The sequence below is a fragment of the Actinomycetota bacterium genome (assembly GCA_016700055.1).
Taxonomy (GTDB): Bacteria; Actinomycetota; Acidimicrobiia; order Acidimicrobiales; family Ilumatobacteraceae; genus Kalu-18.
This window is the reverse complement of record CP064997.1, coordinates 217502-238017: the sequence shown is the minus strand read 5'-3', so window position 1 is coordinate 238017 and position 20516 is coordinate 217502. Positions and strand designations below refer to the sequence as shown.

Below are 20516 nucleotides of genomic sequence, written 5' to 3'. Positions count from 1 at the left end.
CGATCCAGGGGGTCGGAGTGGCCAAGTTCGGGGAAACCGGCGAGCTGTTGAAGTGCTCCTTCTGCGGCAAGTCGCAAAAGCAGGTCAAGAAGCTGATCGCGGGTCCCGGTGTGTACATCTGCGACGAGTGCATCGACCTCTGCAACGAGATCATCGAAGAGGAGCTCGCCGAGAGCTCGGAGCTGCGCTTCGAGGAGCTGCCCAACCCGCGTGAGATCTGCGAGTTCCTCGACGACTACGTGGTCGGCCAGGAGCAGGCGAAGAAGGTGCTCGCGGTGGCGGTGTACAACCACTACCGGCGCATCCAGTACCAGCAGCAGACCGGCCTCACCCGGCGCGACGAGGTCGAGCTGCAGAAGAGCAACATCTTGTTGCTCGGGCCGACCGGCTGCGGCAAGACGCACCTCGCCCAGACGCTCGCCCGCATGCTGAACGTGCCCTTCGCCATCGCCGACGCGACGGCGCTCACCGAGGCCGGATACGTCGGCGAAGACGTCGAGAACATCCTGCTGAAGCTCATCCAGGCCGCCGACTTCGACGTGAAGAAGGCCGAGACCGGGATCATCTACATCGACGAGATCGACAAGATCGCCCGCAAGAGCGAGAACCCCTCGATCACCCGCGACGTGTCCGGTGAGGGTGTGCAGCAGGCGCTGCTCAAGATCTTGGAGGGCACGGTGGCGTCGGTGCCGCCCCAGGGCGGGCGCAAGCACCCCCACCAGGAGTTCATCCAGATCGACACCACGAACGTGCTGTTCATCTGCGGTGGCGCGTTCGCCGGGCTGGAGCAGATCATCGAGAGCCGCATCGGCCACAAGGGCGTCGGCTTCCACGCGACGGTCCTCTCCCGACTCGAGAAGGACGCGGGCGAGCTCTTCGCCCAGGTGCTGCCCGAGGACCTGCTCTCGTTCGGCCTGATCCCCGAGTTCGTCGGGCGCCTGCCGATGGTCGGCGCGGTGCACAGCCTCGACGCCGAGGCTCTCGTGCAGATCCTCACCGAGCCGAAGAACGCGCTCGTCAAGCAGTACCGCAAGTTCTTCGAGTTCGAAGACGTCGAGCTCGAGTTCACCACCGACGCCCTCGACTCGATCGCCCAGCAGGCGCTGCGCCGGGGCACCGGCGCCCGCGGGCTGCGCGCGATCCTCGAAGAGGTGCTGCTGAACACGATGTACGACCTGCCCGGCCGCGGCGACGTGTCCAGGGTGGTCATCGACGCCGACACGGTGCAGCAGAAGGTGAACCCGACGCTCGTCCCGCGGGAGGCGGCGCGCACCACCCGGCCCCGGCGCGCGGCCAGCTGAGCCAGCGCGTCTCGGATGCGGTACGACGAGGCGCTCGCCTACCTCGACGAGCACGCCACGTACGACAAGACGGGCCGGATCGACTCTCCGTCGCTCGAGCGCATCGAGCGCATCTGCTCGGTGCTCGGGGACCCCCAGCGCACCGCCCCGGTGATCCACATCACCGGTACCAACGGCAAGGGCTCCACCGCCCAGATGGTCACCCGGCTGCTGATGGCGAAGGGACTGCGGGTGGGCACGTACACCAGTCCCCACCTCGAACGCGTCAACGAGCGCTTCATGGTCGACAGCGAGCCGATCTCCGACGACGAGCTGGCCGAGCAGGTGGCCGCGATCGCCGACATGTCGGTGGTCGCGGGGGTGCAGCCGAGCTACTTCGAGATCTGCACCGCCGCCGCCTTCCGCTGGTTCGCCGACGTGGCCGTCGACGCGATGGTGATCGAGGTCGGCCTGCTCGGTCGTTGGGATGCGACGAACGTGGTCGAGGCCCAGGTGGCGGTGATCACGAACATCGGCGTCGACCACACCGAGTTCGCCGGGCCGACGAAGGCCCACATCGCCCGCGAGAAGGCGGGGATCATCGATCCCGCCAGCATCGTCGTCGTCGGTGAGACCGAGCCCGAGCTGGTCGAGATCTTCCGCGCCGAAGGCGGCGCGAGCCACCTCGTGCGCGGCCTCGACTTCGACGTCGACGGGAATCAGCTCGCCCTCGGCGGCCGGATGGTCGACCTGCGCACCCCGACCACGATCTACCAGGACGTGTTCGTCCCGCTCCACGGCCGCCACCAGGCAGACAACGCGATCGTCGCGCTCACCGCCGTCGAAGCGCTGTTCGCCGGCCCGCTGAGCGCCGAGGTGGTGGCGGAGGGCTTCGCCTCGGTCGTCATGCCCGGCCGGTTCGAGGTGCTCGACTACCAGCCGCTCGTGATCGTCGACGGGGCGCACAACCCTGCCGGCGCCGACGTGTGCGCGGCGGTGTTCTTCGAGGACTTCGATCCCGCGGGCCGCCGGCTGCTCGTGATCGGCTGCCTGCGCGGGCGCGATCCGCTCGAGATGTTGGCCGCGGTCCGTGCCGACGAGTTCCACGCCGTCGTCTGCGTCACCCCTCCCTCGCCGCGGGGCATGCCTGCCGCCGACATGGCCGCCGCGGCGCGCACCCTCGGTTGTGACGACGTGCGTACGGCGTCGACGGTGCCCGCCGGAATCGACGTCGCGCTACGCGACGCCGGCAGCGACGACGCCGTACTCGTCACGGGTTCGTTGTACGTCGCGGGAGCCGCGCGTGCGCACCTGCGCGAGGTCCTCACGTAGCGAGGTGCTCCTTCCGACCCGGTCGAGCGGTAGCCTCGCCGGCCATGCCCGGATCGCCTGATCGCACCCTCGTCCTGTTGAAGCCAGATGCCGTCGAGCGAGGGCTCGTCGGCCAGATCGTCGCCAGGTTCGAGGCGAAGGGCCTGTCCGTCGCGGCGATGGAGCTGCGCACGCTCGACGCCGACACGTTGGCCCGGCACTACGAAGAGCACGTCGGCAAGGGCTTCTACGCCGAGCTGGTCGCGTTCATGAGCCGCGGCCCGGTGGTGGCGATGGTGCTCGAGGGCCCTGAAGACACATGGGAGGTCGTGCGCGCCATGATGGGGGCGACGAACCCACGCACGGCAGCTCCCGGCACGATCCGCGGCGACCTCGGCATCTTGTTCACCGAGAACCTCGTCCACGGCAGCGACTCGCTGGCCTCGGCCGAGCGTGAGATCGGCATCTTCTTCCCGAATCTGTAACATTTCGCCGAAACCGCCCGGGCCGCATTCCGGGCGGAGACTTGGATCTCGCAGGAGGCCCCCGGCCATGGCCCGCAACAACCCGCTGGCCCTAGGGCGTGACATCGCCATCGATCTCGGCACAGCCAACACCCTCATCTACGTGCGGGGTCAAGGTGTCGTCCTGAACGAGCCCTCCGTGGTGGCCCTCGACGTGAACGACGGCCGCCCGGTGGCGGTCGGGCTCGAGGCGAAGCGGATGATGGGGCGTACCCCCGGTCACATCCGCGCCGTGCGCCCGTTGAAAGACGGGGTCATCGCCGACTTCGAAGTGTGCGAGAAGATGCTGCGCTTCTTCATCCAGAAGGTGCACAGCAGCCGCTGGTCGAAGCCCCGGATGGTGATCTGTGTCCCCTCGGGGATCACCGGCGTCGAGCAGCGCGCCGTACAAGACGCCGCCGAGTACGCCGGTGCACGCAAGCCCGTGCACATCATCGAAGAGCCGATGGCGGCCGCGATCGGAGCCGACCTGCCGGTGCACGAGCCGAGCGGCAACATGATCGTCGACATCGGCGGCGGCACCACCGAGGTGGCCGTGATCTCGCTCGGGGGGATCGTCACCGCGCAGTCGGTGCGGGTCGCCGGCGACGAGCTCGACGAAGCCGTCATGCAGTACGTGAAGAAGGAGTTCTCGCTCGCCATCGGCGAGCGCACCTCCGAAGAGATCAAGATCCAGATGGGCTCCGCCTGGCCGCTGGAAGAGGAGCTCACCGCCGACATCCGCGGCCGCGACCTCATCTCCGGGCTGCCGCGCACCGTCGCCATCACCACCGAGCAGATCCGTGAGGCCATCGCCGAGCCCGTGGCGGCGATCGTCGACACCGTGCGCACGACGCTCGACCGCACCCCGCCCGAGCTCGCCGCCGACATCATGCACCAGGGCATCACGATCACCGGCGGGGGGTCGCTGCTCGCCGGCCTCGACCGGCGCCTTGCTCACGAGACGGGCATGCCGATCAACCTCGCCGCCGAACCGCTGTACTCGGTGGTGATCGGCTCTGGCCGCGCGCTCGAGAACATCGAGGCCATGCGGGGCCTGCTGTCGCAGTCCGGCGACGACTGAGCACCCGGCAGGCCGCTCTCGGATGGCACGTCTCTCCCTAGGTCGGCGGCGCGCGGTCGCGCTGCTCGCGCTCACGTCGGTGCTGCTGATCACGCTCGACCTGCAGGGCAGCCCGGTGATCGACGGTGCCAGACGGACCTTCGGTGCGGTGTTCGCCCCCCTCGAGGATGCGGCCCGCGTGGTGACGCGCCCGATCGGGAACGCTTGGCGAGGGATCTCCGACTACGACGACGTGCGCCGCGAGAACGAGGCGCTGCGCGAGCAGCTCGACCAGCAGCAGGGCGCGTTCATCGCCGCCCTGGCGAGCGTGCGCGACGCCCAGGAACTGCTCGCCCTGAACGGCATCGCGAACCTGGCGAACATCGAGTCCTGCACCGCCCAGGTGATCGGCCAGTCGCCGACGAACTTCTCCCAGACGGTGGAGCTGAACCGCGGCGAGGACTGCGGTCTGAAGATCGGCATGCCGGTGGTGAACGCGGCCGGCCTGGTCGGCAAGGTGACGAGGGTCTTCCCGAACCGCTCGGTGGTGATGCTCGCCACCGACCCCGAATACGCCGTGACGGTGAAGATCGTCAACCCCCCTGCCGTGAGCCCGACCACGACGACCACGACTCTGCCATCCACCGACCCGGGTTCGACGCCGCTCACCTCCAACCCGGGGACCACCACGACCACGCCGACCACCACCACCCCGCCCGGGCCGCCGGTGCTGCAGCCCGACCCCACCCCGGCGCCGCTGCCGGCGCTGCCCGGTGACCCACTCGCCCCGGCGCAGTTGCAGACGACGACCACGATCGACCTCGACCAACTCCCTGCTCGTGAGACCGGCGCGTTCCGTGGCCGGGGGCCCGGCGTGCCTCCCGTGGTCGAGTTCATCGACCCGAGCGCGCGCTTCGGGCCGATCGACGTCGGCGCTCTGGTGCTCACCGCGGGCGGGTCGACGAGCCTCTCCCCGGCCGACATCGTCGTCGGCACCGTCGTGCGCAAGGTGGAGCGCGCGGGTTCCGCCGGGCCCTTGCTCGAGGTTCGCCTCTCCGCGTCGCTGTCCAATCTCAACTTCGTGCGCGTGCTGCGCTTCCAGCCGACGTCGGAGCTGGGCGGATGATCGAGATCATCAACCGACCCTTCATCAGGCTGCTGATGGTCGGCCTGCCCGTCCTCGCGCTGCAGACGACGTTCTTCGCCGAGGTGAAGGTGGCCGGCGTCGTCGCGCAGGTGTTGCTCCTGCTCGCCGTCGCCGCGGGAGTGGCCGCCGGCTCCGAGCAGGGGGCGCTCGCCGGGTTCGTGCTCGGCTTCTTGTTCGACCTGGTGCTCACCAGCCCGCTCGGGCTGACCGCGCTCGTCTACGGCCTGGCCGGGTTTCTCGCCGGCTACATCAACTCGCTCACCGTCGACCACCCTCGCTGGCTCGTCGCGATCGTCGTCGGGGCCGCGAGCGCCCTTGCCACGCTCGCGCACCCGGTGCTCGCGCATCTCGTCGGCGTCGAGGGCTGGTTGAGCGTGCATCTGTTGCGCGTGACGATCGTCGTCGCGTTGGTGAACGCCCTGCTCGGGCCGCTCGCGGTCCCGGTCATGCGCTGGGCTCTGCGGGTGCCGAAGGGCGAGGGTGTGCGCATCCGCCCGGAGCCCGCGTGAGCCGACCCCCGCGCCCCGCAAAGGCGTGCTGTCGGCGAGACTGGCGCCATGGCGAGTGACCGACGTTCTGCGCGCCTGTCGGTGCTGGCCCTCGTCGCCGTGCTGCTCTTCGGCGCCCTCGGCACACGGATGTGGTTCCTGCAGGTGGTCGACGCACCGGCACTCGAGCAGCGCGTGGTGGCGAACAAGACCCGCACCGTGAAGCTGCTGCCCGAACGCGGCCGCATCTTCGACCGCGACGGGCGCATCGTCGCCGACAACGAACGGATCCTGACCGTCACCATCGACTGGGACGTCATCGGGAAAGAGGATGCCCGCGAGGTGCTCTTTTCCAGGCTGTCCGGCATCGTCGGCATGCCCGTCGACGCGATGGAGGATCGGTTCGACAGCGGCCGCTACAGCCCGTTCCTCCCGCTACCCCTTGCCGAGGACGTGAGCGAGCAGACGGCGCTGTACCTGACCGAGCGGATCGAGGACTTCCCCGGCGTCGACGTCACCCCGCAGTGGCGGCGCGAGTACCCGTTCGCCCCGCTTGCCGCCCACGTCGTCGGTTACATGGGGGCGATCACCGAGGACGACCAAGACCAGTACCGCGAGCGCGGATACGAGCTGAGCGAGCGGGTGGGTCGCTTCGGGGTGGAGCGCAGCTACGAGAGCGCGCTGCGCGGTGTTCCCGGCTTCGTCGTGTACGAGGTGGACGCAGCCGGCAGGGTGCTGCGCGAGGTCGAGCGGGTGGAGCCCGTGGCCGGCAACGACTTGCTGCTCGCGATCGACCTCGACCTGCAGCAGTACGCCGAACAGACCCTCGAGACCCAGCTCCGCGCGCGGCGGTCGGCCGTGGCGTGCCAGAACAAGGACCTGGAGGGCAAGCTCGTCAAGCCCCAGTTCCCCGAGTGCCAGTCGTTCAAGGCGCCCGCCGGGTCGATCGTGGTGTTGGACCACAGCAACGGCCAGGTGCTCGCGCTGGCCAGCTACCCGACCTTCGACAACCGCTGGTTCAACGCCGGCATCTCCGGAGCCAAGTTCACGGAGATCTTCCCGACGACGAACCCCGACGGCACGCCGATCGACCCCGACCAGTCGATCCTCGTCAACCGCGCGATCCAGGGCCAGTACAACATGGGCTCGACGTTCAAGCCGTTCGTCGCCTATTCCGCGCTCAACACCGGGATGCTGCCCGGCGGGGTCAACTACTACTACGAGGACCAGGGCAGCTACATCCTCACCAGCATCGCGCCAGAGGTCTGCGCCACCGGCGTGAAGTGCGAGTTCCGCAACGCCACCTGCAAGAGCACGGGCCGACCGTGCCAGTACGGCAACGTCAACGTCGAGGACGCGCTGGCGGTATCCAGCGACGCGTTCTTCTACAAGATCGGCGAGGAGAGCTTCGTCCTGAGCGGTGGGGCGCCGATCCTGCAGGAGCAGGTGCGCCTGTTCTCGTTCGGGGAGAAGACCGGGATCGACCTGCCGTACGAGTTCTCCGGCCGGGTGCCGGACAAGGACCTGAAGCGTGAACTGTTCGATAAGGGCGTGCTGCACCCGTCGGAGAGCGCGAACTACCTGGTCGGCGACAACGTCCAGCTCGCCATCGGTCAGGGCCTGCTCGCGGCCACGCCTCTGCAGCTCGCGGTGGGCTACTCGATGTTCGCGAACGGTGGCTTCCGGGTGGTGCCCGGGGTGGCGCTGGCGCTCTTGGCGCCGGGCACCCCCGACGGCGTTCAGGCCGGCTTCGCCGACCTCTCCAAGTCCGAGATCGTCGAGGGCTTCAACGGCATCGAGGGCGCCGAACAGATCAACATGCCCCCCGAGATCCAGTGGCCGATCGTGCGTGGCCTGTCACGCGTCGTCGCCGGGCCGGGCGTGTCGTCGGACTTCTACCACTCCACCACCGGTGAGAAGCTGTTCCGCGACTATCCCCTCGCCGAGCTGCCGATCGCCGGCAAGACGGGCACCGCGCAGGGGGCGGCGAGCCTGCCGTGGAACGACTCGTCGGCCTTCGCCGCGTTCAGCCTGGACCCGGACCGTCCCTACACCGTCGTCACCTACCTGGAAAAGAGCGGCTACGGCTCGCAGGCCGCAGCACCGGTGACGAAGTGCATGTTCCTCGCGCTCGACGGCAGGGCCCTGCTGGAACCGGTGTTGCTGTCGGACCCGCTCGACCTGCAGAGCACCGTCGCCGCGCCTTCCCGCTCGATGCCCGACTCGACCTGCCTCGGCACGACCACGGCCGAGGTGCGCGACTAGTGGGGCTGCCGCTCCTCACCCGCCGTCCGGACTCCGGTCTCGGCAACATCCGTTCGAGCCCTGGCGACCCGAGCCGCAACATCGACTGGGTGTTGATGCTGACCGTTGCCGTGCTGTGCACGATCGGCGTTGTGGCGATCTACAGCGCCACCTATTGGCGGGTGGAGGGCGATCCCTACTGGTACACGCTGCGTCAGGTGGTCTTCTTGATCGTCGCCGCGGTGGCGATGGTGGCGACGATGGCCTTCGACTACGAGGCGCTGAAGGAGCGCGCCTACTTCTTGTACGGCTCCGTGGTGGTGGCGCTGGTGCTAGTGCTCGCCGTCGGCGCGCTGCGCGGCGGCGCCAGGCTCTCGTTCGACCTCGGACAGATCTCGATGCAGCCCGCGGAGTTCGCGAAGGTCGGAGTCGTGCTCGCGTTGGCCGCCTATCTGTCCACCGAGCGAGCCGATGCCGTCTCCTACGCCCGCTTCGTCGGCGGGCTGCTGATCGTCGGCGTCCCGGTCGGGCTGATCGTCCTGCAGCCCGACCTCGGGTCGGCCTCCGTGCTCGTCGTCGGCGCGATGGGGATCCTCCTCGTCGCCGGCGCCAAGGTGCGCTACATCGTGTTGGTGACCGGCCTGTCCGTGGCCACCGTTGCCGCGGCCGTGATCAGCGGGGTCGTCGATCGCTACCAGCTCCGGAGGATCGAGGCGCTGCTCAACCAGAACAGCACCGACGAAGACCTGCAGAACCTGGTGCTCCAGGTGCGCTACGCGAAGCGCGCCGTCGCCACTGGCGGCTGGTTCGGAGAGGGCTACCTCGAGGCACCGCTCACCACGGGGCGGTTCATCCCCGTTCAGCACAGCGACTTCATCTTCTCCGCCGTGGCCGAGCAGTTCGGCATGTTCGGCGGGGGTGTGCTGCTCGCCCTGTTCGGGCTGATGCTGTTCCGGATCTGGCGCATCGCGCACCTGTCGAAGGACATGCTCGGCACCTACGTCTGCGCCGGGATCTTCGCGATGTTGCTCTGGCACATCTTCCAGAACGTCGGGATGACGATGGGGATCATGCCGGTGACGGGCATCCCGCTGCCCTTCATCAGCTACGGCGGGTCGTCGCTCGTCGCTTTCGCGATCATGATCGGGCTCGTCCAGAGCGTGCACATGCGCCGCATGCGCTGATCGGCGCCGGCCGGTAGAATCCGCCCACCATGACATCTCTCTGGTCGCGGCTCGATCCGCTCCTGGCCAGGGTGCAGAAGCCGGCGCGGTACATCGGCTGCGAGGACGGTGCAATCGTCCCCCAGCACGCTCCCGGGAAGGTGAGCTGGCTGTTCGCCTATCCCGACACCTACGAGATCGGCCTGCCCAACCAGGGACTGCAGATCCTGTTCGAGGTCGTGAACGAGCGCGACGACGCCGTCGCGGAGCGCACCTATGCGCCCTGGGTCGACCTCGAGCGCCTGATGCGTGAGCGTGGGGTGCCGCTGTTCTCCGTCGACACCCACCGCGCGGCCGGCGAGTTCGACCTGCTCGCGTTCAACCTCTCCGCCGAGCTCGTCTACACGAATCTGCTGAACATGGTCGACCTCGCCGGGGTGCCGGTGCGCAGCGAGCACCGCCGTCCCGAACATCCCCTGGTGCTCGTCGGCGGTCACGCCGCCTTCAACCCGGAGCCCTTCGCCGACTTCATCGACGCGGCGGTGCTCGGTGAAGGCGAGGAGGTGGTCGGCGAGATCACCGAAGTGGTGCGCGAATGGAAGGCGAGCGGGCGCACCGAGGGTTCGCGCGAGGCGGTGCTGCGTGCTCTCGCCCGGATCCCCGGGGTGTACGTGCCGTCGCTCTACGACGTCGAGTACGACGGGCAGCGCATCGCGGCGATCACGCCGCGCTTCTCCGACGTGCCGGATCGGGTCGACAAGCGCACCGTCGCCGACCTCGGGGCGTGGCCCTACCCGCGGCGTCCCCTCGCGCCGCTCACCGAGGTCGTGCACGACCGGTTGACCGTCGAGGTGTTCCGTGGCTGCACCCGCGGCTGCCGGTTCTGTCAGGCGGGGATGATCACCAGGCCGGTGCGGGAACGCCCTGCCGAGCAGGTGCGCACCTTGATCGCCGACGGCCTGCGCCGCACCGGCCACGACCAGGTGAGCCTCAGCTCGCTGTCGACGGCCGACTACAGCGGCATCGAGCCGCTGATCGCCGAGACGGTGCTCGACCCCACCGTCTGCGGGACGACGTCGGTCAGCCTGCCGAGCCTGCGCGTCGACGCGTTCACGGTCGGTCTCGCCGCGCAGGTGGCCGGAGGGCGTCGCAGCGGGCTCACCTTCGCTCCCGAGGCCGGAACGTGGAGGATGCGCAGCGTGATCAACAAGTTGATCACCGACGACGATCTCTACGGCGCGGTCGAGTCCGCCTTCGCGAACGGCTGGACGAGGATGAAGCTCTACTTCCTCACCGGCCTGCCGACGGAGACCGACGACGACACGCTCGGCATCGCCGAGCTCGCTCGCCGCTGCGTGCAGATCGGCAAGGGATACACGAACCGGGCCAGCGTCACCGCGAGCATCGGCGGCTTCGTGCCGAAGGCGCACACCCCGTTCCAGTGGTTCGGCCAGTTCACCGAGGCCGAGCTCGGCCGCAGAATCCGCATGCTGCGTGACGCCACCCATCGCGCCGGCGGGGTGAAGCTCAAGTGGCACGACCCGGCGGCGACCCTGGCAGAAGGCATCGTCAGCCGCGGCGACCGCCGCATCGGCGCCGTGATCGAGCGGGTGTGGCGCGCAGGGGGGACGTTCCAGGAGTGGACCGAGTTCTTCGACGTGCGCCGCTGGACCGACGCGATGGCGGCCGAGGGTCTCTCACTCGACTGGTACGTGTTCCGCCACCGCGCCGAGGACGAGATCTTCGCCTGGCATCACCTGTCTGCGGGGCTGCACCCCGACTTCTTGTGGCAGGACTGGCAGGCGGCACTCGCCGGCTCCGGTGTGGAGGACTGCCGCTGGACGCCGTGCTACGACTGCGGGGTCTGCACCGGCTACGGGCTCGAGCACGTGGTCGCCTCCACCGTTGCGCCCGCCGGCGGCAGCCAGGGCACCGGCCAGGATCTCGCCCTCGCCGGCGCGGTGCCGGTGACGGTAGGAGTGGCGCGGTGAAGGTGCGCGTGCGTTACACCAAGCTCGGCAAGGTGCGCTTCACCAGCCACCGAGACACGGCGCGCATCTGGGAGCGGGCACTGCGCAAGGCGGGACAACCGGTCGCGCTGTCGGGCGGGTTCTCGCCCCGGGCGCGGATCTCGTTCGGGCTGGCGCTGCCGACCGGGGCGGAGTCGCTCGGTGAATACCTCGACGTGGAGCTCACCGACGAGGCGGGGGAGTTGCTCGATCCCGACCTGGCTCTCCGCCTCAGCGATGCGCTGCCCACCGGTTTCGAGGTGACGGCCGTGGCGCTGCGGCCCGTCGGTGCGTCGCTACAGGAGGACGTCGTCTCCTGCACGTGGTCGATCACCCTGCGCGGCGTGTCGCCGTCCACGGTGGCCGCGGCGGTCTCCGACGCCCTCGGCGCCGACCAGCTCCACCTCGAGCGTGAACGCAAGGGCGAGCTGCGCACGGACGACGTGCGTCCGGCGATCGTCGACCTGGCCGTAGCCTCGACGGATTCGGACGAGGTCAACCTCACCGCGGAGTTGACGAGCGACGGTCGCGCCCTGCGACCCTACGAGCTGGTCAAGGTGCTGTTCCCCGGCGTCGATCCCTACGACGTCGTGTACCGGGTGCTACGCACCCACCAATGGATCGAACGTGACGGCGGGCGCCACGAGCTGATGCCCGTCGATCACGAGGCGCACCCCCGCGGGGCGGGCGCCGGAAAGGACGAGATAGATGACCGAGCAACACTCAGCGTCGCCCGACGCTGAACCGGTCGGCCACACGGCCGACGACACGATGAACGACACCGTGGACGACACGATGAACCACGCGATGGACGACGCGGCGGACGACACGATGAACGACGCGGCGGACGGCGATATCGGCGATCCGAGCGTGCGCAAGAAGCGCCGTCGCGGGTCGCGTGGGGGTCGTAACCGCAAGCCGGCGCGCTCGGGCGGTGGCCAGCCGGCACTCGCCGACGATGACCAGGCGGCGGCGCCCGAGTCGGCCGATGTGGCCGGCGAGTTGGCCGAGGACCAGCCCGAGCTGCCCGACCGACCGATCGAGGGCAAGGTGCTCTCCCCGCAGGTCGCGGCCGAGGCGCTCGTGCCGCGCCGACCCCAGATCGGCGACACCCGGCCCGCACCCCCCGTCGCCCGGCCCGCGCCCGCCGGCGGCGGGCGTGGCGACGACGGTTCCAAGGGCGGTGGAGCCCGGAACAAGTCGCGGGGTTCGGCGAAAGGCGCGAGCAGCGCCGCGCTCACGAAGGGCGCGCCGGGCGATCCCTCACGCAAGCGGCGTACCCGGGGAGGGCGCGGTAAGGAGCGCGCCGGCGAGGCCGAGTTGCTCGCTCCGGAGGAGGCGATCGAGCGGCGTCGCGGCCGGGAGCGCAACGGGCGCCCGATCGGGCGCTACTTGATGTGCGTCCAGGTGCGGGAGAACCTCACCCAGGTGGCGGTGCTCGAGGGGCGCAGCCTGATCGAGCACTACGTCAGCCGGCCTTCAGACGACATCTCCCAGATCCACGGCAGCATCTACCTCGGCCGGGTGCAGAACGTGCTGCCGGGCATGGAGGCTGCGTTCGTCGACATCGCCACCCCCAAGAACGCCGTGCTCTACCGCGGCGACGTGCAGTACGACGCCGAAGACATCGTCGAGGGCACCGGCGAACCGCGCATCGAGCAGATCCTGCGTGCCCGGCAGATGATCGTCTGCCAGGTCACGAAGAACCCGATCGGCGCGAAGGGCGCGCGCCTCACCCAGGAGATCTCCCTGCCGGGGCGCTTCGTGGTGCTGATCCCCAACTCGCGGACGTACGGCATCTCCAAGCGCCTTCCCGACGACGAGCGCAAGCGCCTCCGCGCCATCCTCGACCGGGTCAAGCCGGCCGAGCACGGGCTGATCGTGCGCACGGCCGCCGAGGACGCCTCCGAGCACGAGCTGCGCGCCGACATCACGCGCCTGCTCGACGAGTGGACCCAGATCGAGAAGTCGGCCACCTCGGCCAGGGTGCCGACGCTGCTCTACCGCGAGCCCGAGCTCGCGGTGCGGGTGATCCGCGAGGAGTTCAACGCCGACTACCGCGGCATCGTCATCGACGACCCCCGCCTGCACCAAGAGGTCGAGAGCTACGTCCGCGACTTCAATCCCGAGCTCGCGGACCGAGTCGAGCTCTACGACGCCGACGCCGAGGGGCTGCCGCTCTTCGAGCGGTTCCACATCCACGAGCAGATCCACAAGGCGCTCGACCGCAAGGTGTGGCTGCCCTCGGGAGGGTCGTTGATCATCGAGCACACAGAGGCGCTCACGGTGATCGACGTGAACACGGGCAAGAACGTCGGCACCTCGAACCTCGAGGCCACCGTGTTCCACAACAACTTGGAGGCCGCCGAAGAGGTCGCCCGCCAGCTGCGCCTGCGTGACATCGGCGGGATCATCGTGATCGACTTCATCGACATGGAGGTGAAGGAGAACCGGCGCAGGGTGGTCGACGCCTTCCGTGACGCGCTGGCCAGGGACAAGACCCGCACGCAGGTGTTCGACATCTCCGACCTCGGCCTCGTCGAGATGACCCGCAAGCGCATCGGCGAGGGGTTGTTGACCAACTTCTCCGAGGTCTGCCCGGAGTGCGAGGGCAGAGGCGTCACTGTGGACCACCGCCTGCTCGAGTGAGACCCGGGGAGTGGAAGGCGCCGGCCCGACGGGTAGGATCGATCCGCTATGTACGCAGTGATCGCAACCGGTGGTAAGCAGGTGCGCGTGGCCGAAGGCCAGCAGGTGCACGTCGAGCTGCTCGGCGCCGACGAGGGCTCAGACGTCTCGTTCTCGCCCGTGCTCGTGGTCGATGGGTCGAGTGTCCTCGCCACCCCCTCCGAGCTCGCCGGAGCGTCGGTGAAGGGTCGTATCGTCGGTGCCGCCAAGGGCCCGAAGATCAACGGCTTCACCTACAAGCGGCGCACCAACCAGCGCCGTCGCTACGGTCACCGCCAGCACTACCACGTCGTCGAGATCACCTCGATCGCGAAAGGCTGAGCACCGGACATGTCGAAGACCAAAGGTGGCGGTTCCACCCGCAACGGCCGTGACTCCAACGCCCAGCGCCTCGGCGTGAAGGCGTTCGACGGCACGAAGATCACCGCCGGCACCATCTTGGTGCGCCAGCGGGGCACCAAGTTCCACCCCGGCCGCAACGTCGGCATCGGTGGCGACGACACGCTGTTCTCGCTCGTCGACGGCAGCGTCAAGTTCGGTGAGCGGCGTGGACGCCGCGTCATCGACGTGCTCCCGCTCGACTGATCTCTTCCCTTCCATTCTCGGTCGGATTTGTGACGTATAGCGCGCCTGATCCGACCGAGAACGCTTAGACGTCGATGCCGGCGGGTAGGCGGTCGTGGGTCCAGCCGAGCAGGGCGATGCCCTCCCGGCAGGCGAAGCGGTCGGTCATCCCCGCCACCCATGCCACGGCTGAGCGCAGCGCCTCGGGGCTGCCGGCGTCGAGCCCACCGTCGGGGCCGTGGCGGTGCGCGACGGGGATCAGGTTCGGCCGGTCCGCGTAGTGCTCGACGAGCGCCTGCAGCAGGTCGATCACCTGCGACGCCTGCTGGCGTGAGGCCGGGCGCAGGTACACGTGGTCGTAGTTGAACCGGCGGAACTCGGCGAGTGCCTCGGCAAACGGCGCGAGCATGCCGATGCGACCCGTCTCCGCGGTGGCCGCCAGCATCGCCCCGATGAACGTGCCGAGTTGACGCGAGCGCGCGGTGCCACAGCGTTCGCTGACCAGCTCGGGCAACATCTCGGCGGTGACGATGCCGGCGGCGACGGCATCTTCGAAGTCGTGGCAGACGTACGCCACCCGGTCTGCCCAGCTGACCACCTCGCCCTCGGGGGTGGACGGCGCCGGCCGGCTCCAGGAGTGGTTGCGGATGCCGTCGAGCGTCTCGACGCACAAGTTGAGCGGCACCAGGGTCTCGTCGGCACCCCACACGGCGTGGTCGTAGCCGCCGGCCACGTAGGGGCTCAGCGCGTCTTCGCTGGCGTGGCCGCCGGGGCCGTGCCCGCAGTCGTGGCCGAGCGCGATCGCCTCGGTGAGGGCCACGTTCAACCCCAGACCACGGGCGACCGACGTGGCCACCTGGGCCACCTCGAGCGCATGGGTGAGCCGGGTGCGCTGGTGGTCCTCGGGGAAGATGAACACCTGTGTCTTGCCGGCCAGCCGGCGGAAGGCCGCGGCGTGCAGGATGCGGTCGCGGTCGCGTTCGAAGCATGTGCGGAAGGGATCCGGTTCTTCTTCGACCGCGCGCTCGCCCGGGCCGAACGCGCGGGTGGCGAGGGGGGCGAGGCCGGCGTGCTCGGCGTCTTCGCGCGCCGTGCGCGGCACCGTCGCCGAGGAGCCGGGACCCGCCCACGAGTCGGCGTGCGCCAGCCGCAGGCCATCGGTGCCCGTCGACGCGGCGCCGTGACCTTCCATGGTGGCCGCCCAGCGTGCGGACCGCTGCTGCGCGTCTTCGCTCACGGTGGTCGAGGATAGGCAACGGGTAGCCTCGACCGTCACGCTATGAGTGGGTTCGTCGACGAGTGCCAGCTGAACGTACGTGGGGGAGACGGCGGAGCCGGCTGCGTGTCGTTCCGGCGTGAGGGCCCCGTGGTGCTCGGCGGGCCGAACGGCGGCGACGGTGGCAAGGGTGGCGACGTCTGGCTGGTGGCCAGCCACAACGTCGCCTCGCTGCTCGCGTTCCGCGACCATCCCCATCGGCGGGCGACCAACGGGGTGCACGGCAAGGGCAAGGACCTCCACGGCAAGCGTGGGGCCAGCCTCGAGATCCACGTGCCGGAAGGGACCACCGCCCGCGATCTGTACACCGGCGAGGTGCTCGCCGATCTCGTCCACCACGGCGACCGCTGGCTGGCCGCTCACGGGGGCCGCGGCGGGCGGGGCAATGCGCGGTTCTTGTCCAACCGGCGGCGGGCGCCGAGCTTCGCCGAGCAGGGCGAGCACGGCGAGGATCGCTGGCTGAAGCTCGACCTGCGCCTGATGGCAGACGTCGCCCTCGTCGGCTTCCCGAACGCCGGCAAGAGCACGCTGATCAGCGTCGTCTCCGCCGCGAAGCCGAAGATCGCCGACTACCCGTTCACCACCTTGGAGCCGAACCTCGGCGTGGTGCGTCTCGACGACGAGACCGAGTTCGTGGTTGCCGACATCCCCGGGCTGATCGAAGGTGCCGCGCAGGGCCGCGGGCTCGGGCACCAGTTCCTGAGACACGTCGAGCGGGCGCGGGTGTTGTGCGTGATGATCGACCTCGCCTCTGTCGACGGGGCCTCGCCCGAGCACCAGCTCGAGGTGCTGCTCGCCGAGCTCGGCGACTACGAGCCCGAGTTGCTCGAGCGTCCGCGGGTGGTCGTCGGCACCAGGGCCGACGTCGCCACCGACGAGGTGCTGACCGCGTGGGATGGACTCGCGATCTCGGCCGTCACGCGACGCGGGCTGCGTGAGCTCGTCGGGCAGCTCGCCGCGCTGGTGCACGAAGCCCGCCAGGAGGGTCCCCGCCACGAGGGGGTGGTGGTGCTGCGCCCCGAGGCCGACGGCGCGTGGGTGGAACGCCTCGACGAGCACCAGTTCCGGGTGCACGGTCGCCGGGCCGAGCGCACGGTGGCGCTGAACGACGTCACCACGGCCGAAGCGCTCTCCTACATCGACGAGCGGTTGAAGCGCCAAGGAGTCGCCAAGCTGCTCGCCCGCGCCGGGGCGCGCGAGGGTGACGTGGTGTGGATCGGCGGGTTCAGCTTCGACTACGTGCCGGAGCCCTGATGCGCGTCGTCGTCAAGATCGGCACCTCCTCGCTCACCGACGCGCTCGGTGTGATCGACAGATCGGTGATCACGCGCCTGAGCGGCGAGGTCGCCGAGCTGCGCGCCCGCGGTCACGAGGTGCTCGTGGTCACGAGCGGAGCGGTCTCGGCAGGCGTTTCCGCCCTGGGCCTGCCCGAACGCCCGAACGACGTGCCCACGCTACAGGCGCTGTCGGCGGCCGGCCAGGCGAGGCTGATGCAGGTCTACAACTCGACGCTCGGTGACCACGGCCTGGTCGCCGCGCAGGTGCTGCTCGTGCCCCACGACTTCGTCGACCGCCAGCAGTACCTGCACGCTCGCCGAACCCTCACCAGGCTGCTCGAGCTCGGCTGCATCCCGGTGATCAACGAGAACGACGCGATCGCGTCCGACGAGATCCGCTACGGCGACAACGACCGGCTGGCCGCGCTCGTGGCGCACCTGGTGAACGCCGACCTGCTGGTGCTGCTCACCGACACTCCCGGGCTGTTCACCGCCGACCCGCGCCAGGATCCCACCGCGCAGCTGGTCGCCGAGGTGGCCGCCGACGACCCGTTGCTGGCCGTCACCGCTGGCACCACCGGCTCGAACCGCGGCAGCGGGGGCATGGCCTCCAAGCTCGGCGCGGCGCGCATCGCGTCGTGGTCGGGGGTGCGCGCCGTCATCGCCGACTCCGGCGCCGCCGGTGTGCTCGCGGGCGCGGTCGCCGGCGAGCGGGGGCTCGGCACCACGTTCCAGCCGCACGCGCGGAGGCTCGCCGCGCGCAAGCTGTGGATCGCGTTCGCGTCGCAGGTGAACGGTGCCCTGCTGGTCGACCGCGGCGCTCGCGAAGCGATGGTCGAGCGCCACACGTCGCTGCTACCGGCGGGAGTGGTGGAGGTGGAGGGTGACTTCGCGGAGGGAGACACCGTCGAGGTGCGCGGCCCCGACGGTGTGCCGTTCGCCAGGGGGATGGTGTTCGTCGACGCGACCGAGCTGCGCCGCGTCACCGGTCGCCACACGCGTGACCTGCCAGACGGCATGGTGCACGAGGTGATCCACCGCGACGACCTCGTGCTGCTGCCCTGATCCGGGGCGGCGGGTCGCTCAGCCGTCGGTGGGCTTTGGCTGCTCCACCGCCGCAGGCGCGGCCGCGCTGTCGAGGCCGAGTTCGGCGCGCAACTGGCTGAGGCGGTCCTGCGCCTCGACGTTCGCGGTGGCCTGCTCGATCTCGAGGACGCGGGTCTCCACGGAGGTCTCCTGCAGCTCGGTCGTCGCCTTCGCCTTCGCGTAGCGGGCCTCGATCTTCTCGCGCACCTCGTTGAGCGTGGGCACGTCGTCGCCGACGGTCTCTTGGAGCTGCGACATCGCCTTGCCCATCTGCTCTTGCATCTTGGCCTGCTCGAGCTGGGACAGCAGCTTCTGCTTCTCGGCGAGCTTCTCTTGCAGCATGCGGCTGTTCTGCTGCACCGCCGCCTTGGCCTGATCGGCGGCGCTCGTGGCGTCGAGGACCGTCTGCTTCAGGCCGTCGACGTCGCGTTCGACCTGGATCAGCTGGGTGGCGATGGTCTCGGCGGCGGTGGTGTACTGCTGCGCCTTCGCGGCGTCACCGCCCTTTTCGGCGTCGGAGGCCATGATCAGTGCCTGGCGGGCGTTCGCGTTTAGCTTCTCCAGCTCGGCGAGCTTGCCGTTCAGGCGCATCTCGGACTGCTTCTGGCTGGCGATGACGTTCGCCGCCTGCTCCTTCAGCCGCCGGTGCTGGTCCTGCGCCTCGGTGAGCGCCTGCTCTAGCTGCACCTTCGGGTCGGCGGACTCGTCGAACTTGCCGGTCAGCTTTGCCGTCAGGTACTTCCACCACTTGCGCGCGAGCTTGAACATGGGCGCGAGCTTAATCGTGGGTCGCGGACCGTGGCCGCAGCCGGGCGCGCAGCTCGGCCAGCTCCGGGGCGCGGATCGCGACGAGCAACCCCAGGTAGACGAGTGCGCCGACCACGGTCCCGACGCCCACCCGCAGCCACGACCCGGCGCCGCTGTCGCCACCGATCGGGCGGGTGGCCAGCCACACGACGCCGCCCATCACCGCCGAGGCGGCGAGCATGCGGGCGAAACCACCGTAGAGCGACTGCACCGGGAACCCGGGCACCTTGTAGCTGAGGACGAGGATCGCCCACGCCGCCGAGACGACGTACGACACGGCGAGAGCTGCGCCGAGGCCGAGCACGTCGAAGCGACCGACGAGCACGAACGCGAGCGCGATGTTGAGGCCGTTCTGGAACAGGTTCACCACGAAGGGCGTGCGGGTGTCCTGGTGCGCGTAGAAGCCGCGCAGGACGAACAGGTACACCGAGTAGCCGGCGAGGCCGAGCGCCACCCCGGCGAGCGCTCGTGTCGTCGTCGTCGCCGCCACCTCGTCGAACTGCCCGTGTTGCAGGAGCGCCCCGATTATCGGGCGGGACAGCACGAGCAGCCCGAACGCCGCCGGGAAGGTCGCGAGCGCCACGATCCGCACGCCGAGCGAGGTGCGCTCGATGAACGCTGCCTTGTCGCGGCGGGTGACGGCCCGTGCCATCTCGGGCACGAACGTGGTCGCGATGCTCATCGCGAGGAGCCCGTGCGGGAAGTAGAAGAGGGTGAGTGCCTTGGTGTAGGCGTCCTGGCCCCCGGAACCGGGCTCGGCCAGGTTCTTCACCACGATCACGGCCACCTGGTTCGCCAGCACGTAGCCGAACGTCCAGCCCGACAGCACGAGCAGGCGCCTCACCGCGGGGTGGCGGGGACGGAACCGGAAGCGCAGGTCGAGCCCGGCGCGTTTCATCGCCGGCAGCAGGATGAGGGCTTGCAGGGCGATGCCACCGGTGGCGCCGAGGCCGAGCAGCCAGCGCAGCGCCGGGTGGTCGACGACGTCGCCGATCACCGGCGCCTCGTGTCCGAGCAGGGTCGGCACGTACAGCAGGGTGACGATCACCGAAAGGTTCGCGAGCACCGGAGCCCAGGCGACGGCGAAGAACCGGCGGCGGGAGTTGAGCACCGCGCCGAACAGCGCGGACAGCCCGTAGAAGAAGATCTGGATCAGGAAGATCCGGGCGAGGGCGGTGCCGACGCTGCGGTACTGGCCGACGTCGACGCCGTCGGCGGGGTTCAACGAGAACAGCCGGAAGATCCACGGCGCCGCGAGCACGGCCACGCCGGTGAGCGCGGCCAGTACGACGATGCCGACGCTGACGACCACCTCGGTGGACTCCTCGTCGTCCTCGGCGAGCCACCGGGTGAAGAGCGGGACGAGGGTGGCCGACAACACCCCGCCGAGCAGCAGCTCGTAGACGGCGTTCGGCGAGTTGTTGGCTCCGTCGTAGGCATCGGCCAGCGCCGTTTGGCCGATGACGATGCCGAACACGATCACCTTCAGCATCCCCGTCAGGCGTGACGTGGCGGTGCCGAGGGCGACGACGACGTTCGATCGGAGCAGTGCGGGTGGCGCGTCGTCGAGAACGTTGATGCTCCCCGACGCGGGCGAGGGCTCGGCCACG

At 69.7% G+C, this 20516-nt stretch carries 18 protein-coding genes; 15 read left to right on the top strand and 3 right to left on the bottom strand.

From position 1 onward, the window contains the following. Positions 1-17 precede the first annotated feature (17 nt). From clpX to rpmA, 13 genes are all read left to right on the top strand, one after another. A complete protein-coding gene (clpX, locus tag IPM43_01170) occupies positions 18-1301 on the top strand; it encodes an ATP-dependent Clp protease ATP-binding subunit ClpX (protein QQS25034.1) in 1284 nt (427 codons plus the stop codon). Positions 1302-1316: 15 nt separating this feature from the next. Next, positions 1317-2612: a bifunctional folylpolyglutamate synthase/dihydrofolate synthase gene (locus IPM43_01165; protein ID QQS25033.1), complete on the top strand. Its 1296-nt coding sequence runs from the start codon at positions 1317-1319 to the stop codon at positions 2610-2612. Positions 2613-2656: 44 nt separating this feature from the next. Then, positions 2657-3076 carry a nucleoside-diphosphate kinase gene (ndk, locus tag IPM43_01160; protein ID QQS25032.1) on the top strand — a complete coding sequence of 140 codons (420 nt, stop codon included), beginning with the start codon at positions 2657-2659 and terminating at the stop codon, positions 3074-3076. A gap of 67 nt (positions 3077-3143) precedes the next feature. After that, entirely contained in the window at positions 3144-4178 is a 1035-nt protein-coding gene (locus tag IPM43_01155; GenBank protein ID QQS25031.1) for a rod shape-determining protein, read from the top strand. Positions 4179-4200: 22 nt separating this feature from the next. Continuing rightward, positions 4201-5283, top strand: coding sequence for a rod shape-determining protein MreC (locus IPM43_01150; protein ID QQS25030.1), 1083 nt, complete (start codon positions 4201-4203; stop codon positions 5281-5283). After that, a complete protein-coding gene (gene mreD, locus IPM43_01145) occupies positions 5280-5813 on the top strand; it encodes a rod shape-determining protein MreD (GenBank protein QQS25029.1) in 534 nt (177 codons plus the stop codon). Before IPM43_01150 ends, mreD begins: the two co-directional genes overlap by 4 nt. A 48-nt stretch (positions 5814-5861) precedes the next feature. Continuing rightward, positions 5862-8057, top strand: a complete 2196-nt coding sequence (locus IPM43_01140; protein ID QQS25028.1) for a hypothetical protein — start codon at positions 5862-5864, stop codon at positions 8055-8057. Further along, positions 8057-9220 carry a rod shape-determining protein RodA gene (locus IPM43_01135; protein ID QQS25027.1) on the top strand — a complete coding sequence of 388 codons (1164 nt, stop codon included), beginning with the start codon at positions 8057-8059 and terminating at the stop codon, positions 9218-9220. The genes IPM43_01140 and IPM43_01135 overlap by 1 nt, the downstream gene beginning before the upstream one ends. Before the next feature lie 29 nt (positions 9221-9249). Then, positions 9250-11190: a TIGR03960 family B12-binding radical SAM protein gene (locus tag IPM43_01130; protein ID QQS25026.1), complete on the top strand. Its 1941-nt coding sequence runs from the start codon at positions 9250-9252 to the stop codon at positions 11188-11190. Beyond that, positions 11187-11951, top strand: coding sequence for a DUF2344 domain-containing protein (locus tag IPM43_01125; GenBank protein ID QQS25025.1), 765 nt, complete (start codon positions 11187-11189; stop codon positions 11949-11951). Before IPM43_01130 ends, IPM43_01125 begins: the two co-directional genes overlap by 4 nt. A gap of 28 nt (positions 11952-11979) precedes the next feature. After that, on the top strand, positions 11980-13857 hold the full coding sequence (locus tag IPM43_01120) for an Rne/Rng family ribonuclease (protein QQS26285.1): 1878 nt from the start codon (positions 11980-11982) through the stop codon (positions 13855-13857). Positions 13858-13905: 48 nt separating this feature from the next. Further along, positions 13906-14217: a 50S ribosomal protein L21 gene (gene rplU / locus IPM43_01115; GenBank protein ID QQS25024.1), complete on the top strand. Its 312-nt coding sequence runs from the start codon at positions 13906-13908 to the stop codon at positions 14215-14217. A 9-nt stretch (positions 14218-14226) separates the two neighbouring features. Continuing rightward, positions 14227-14481 carry a 50S ribosomal protein L27 gene (gene rpmA / locus IPM43_01110; GenBank protein QQS25023.1) on the top strand — a complete coding sequence of 85 codons (255 nt, stop codon included), beginning with the start codon at positions 14227-14229 and terminating at the stop codon, positions 14479-14481. Positions 14482-14545: 64 nt separating this feature from the next. Here the strand turns inward: rpmA and IPM43_01105 are convergent, their stop codons facing one another. Next, positions 14546-15652 carry an HD domain-containing protein gene (locus IPM43_01105; GenBank protein QQS26284.1) on the bottom strand — a complete coding sequence of 369 codons (1107 nt, stop codon included), beginning with the start codon at positions 15650-15652 and terminating at the stop codon, positions 14546-14548. A gap of 87 nt (positions 15653-15739) precedes the next feature. Here IPM43_01105 and obgE point away from each other — a divergent pair, with 87 nt between their 5' ends. Both obgE and proB read left to right on the top strand, forming a co-directional pair. After that, a complete protein-coding gene (obgE, locus tag IPM43_01100) occupies positions 15740-16990 on the top strand; it encodes a GTPase ObgE (protein ID QQS25022.1) in 1251 nt (416 codons plus the stop codon). Beyond that, positions 16990-18078 (top strand): glutamate 5-kinase, encoded by a 1089-nt coding sequence (gene proB, locus IPM43_01095; protein ID QQS25021.1) that lies wholly within the window; start codon positions 16990-16992, stop codon positions 18076-18078. The genes obgE and proB overlap by 1 nt, the downstream gene beginning before the upstream one ends. 18 nt (positions 18079-18096) lie before the next feature. On the opposite strand, the gene IPM43_01090 is transcribed toward proB, so the two are convergent. Together IPM43_01090 and murJ are read right to left on the bottom strand one after the other, a co-directional pair. Beyond that, positions 18097-18867, bottom strand: coding sequence for a PspA/IM30 family protein (locus IPM43_01090; protein QQS25020.1), 771 nt, complete (start codon positions 18865-18867; stop codon positions 18097-18099). A gap of 10 nt (positions 18868-18877) precedes the next feature. Then, the gene (murJ, locus tag IPM43_01085) at positions 18878-20515 is read right to left on the bottom strand and encodes a murein biosynthesis integral membrane protein MurJ (protein ID QQS25019.1); all 1638 of its coding nucleotides are present in this window, start codon (positions 20513-20515) and stop codon (positions 18878-18880) included. Between the last annotated feature and the right edge of the window lies 1 nt (position 20516).

What these genes read in the sequence shown, in the direction of transcription:
- IPM43_01165 (QQS25033.1), top strand. Translation starts at nt 1,317, where the DNA reads ATGCGGTACGACGAGGCGCTCGCCTACCTCGACGAGCACGCCACGTAC.
- ndk (QQS25032.1), top strand. Translation starts at nt 2,657, where the DNA reads ATGCCCGGATCGCCTGATCGCACCCTCGTCCTGTTGAAGCCAGATGCC.
- IPM43_01155 (QQS25031.1), top strand. Translation starts at nt 3,144, where the DNA reads ATGGCCCGCAACAACCCGCTGGCCCTAGGGCGTGACATCGCCATCGAT.
- IPM43_01150 (QQS25030.1), top strand. Translation starts at nt 4,201, where the DNA reads ATGGCACGTCTCTCCCTAGGTCGGCGGCGCGCGGTCGCGCTGCTCGCG.
- mreD (QQS25029.1), top strand. Translation starts at nt 5,280, where the DNA reads ATGATCGAGATCATCAACCGACCCTTCATCAGGCTGCTGATGGTCGGC.
- IPM43_01140 (QQS25028.1), top strand. Translation starts at nt 5,862, where the DNA reads ATGGCGAGTGACCGACGTTCTGCGCGCCTGTCGGTGCTGGCCCTCGTC.
- IPM43_01130 (QQS25026.1), top strand. Translation starts at nt 9,250, where the DNA reads ATGACATCTCTCTGGTCGCGGCTCGATCCGCTCCTGGCCAGGGTGCAG.
- IPM43_01120 (QQS26285.1), top strand. Translation starts at nt 11,980, where the DNA reads ATGAACGACACCGTGGACGACACGATGAACCACGCGATGGACGACGCG.
- rplU (QQS25024.1), top strand. Translation starts at nt 13,906, where the DNA reads ATGTACGCAGTGATCGCAACCGGTGGTAAGCAGGTGCGCGTGGCCGAA.
- rpmA (QQS25023.1), top strand. Translation starts at nt 14,227, where the DNA reads ATGTCGAAGACCAAAGGTGGCGGTTCCACCCGCAACGGCCGTGACTCC.
- IPM43_01105 (QQS26284.1), bottom strand. Translation starts at nt 15,652, where the DNA reads ATGGAAGGTCACGGCGCCGCGTCGACGGGCACCGATGGCCTGCGGCTG.
- obgE (QQS25022.1), top strand. Translation starts at nt 15,740, where the DNA reads ATGAGTGGGTTCGTCGACGAGTGCCAGCTGAACGTACGTGGGGGAGAC.
- proB (QQS25021.1), top strand. Translation starts at nt 16,990, where the DNA reads ATGCGCGTCGTCGTCAAGATCGGCACCTCCTCGCTCACCGACGCGCTC.
- IPM43_01090 (QQS25020.1), bottom strand. Translation starts at nt 18,867, where the DNA reads ATGTTCAAGCTCGCGCGCAAGTGGTGGAAGTACCTGACGGCAAAGCTG.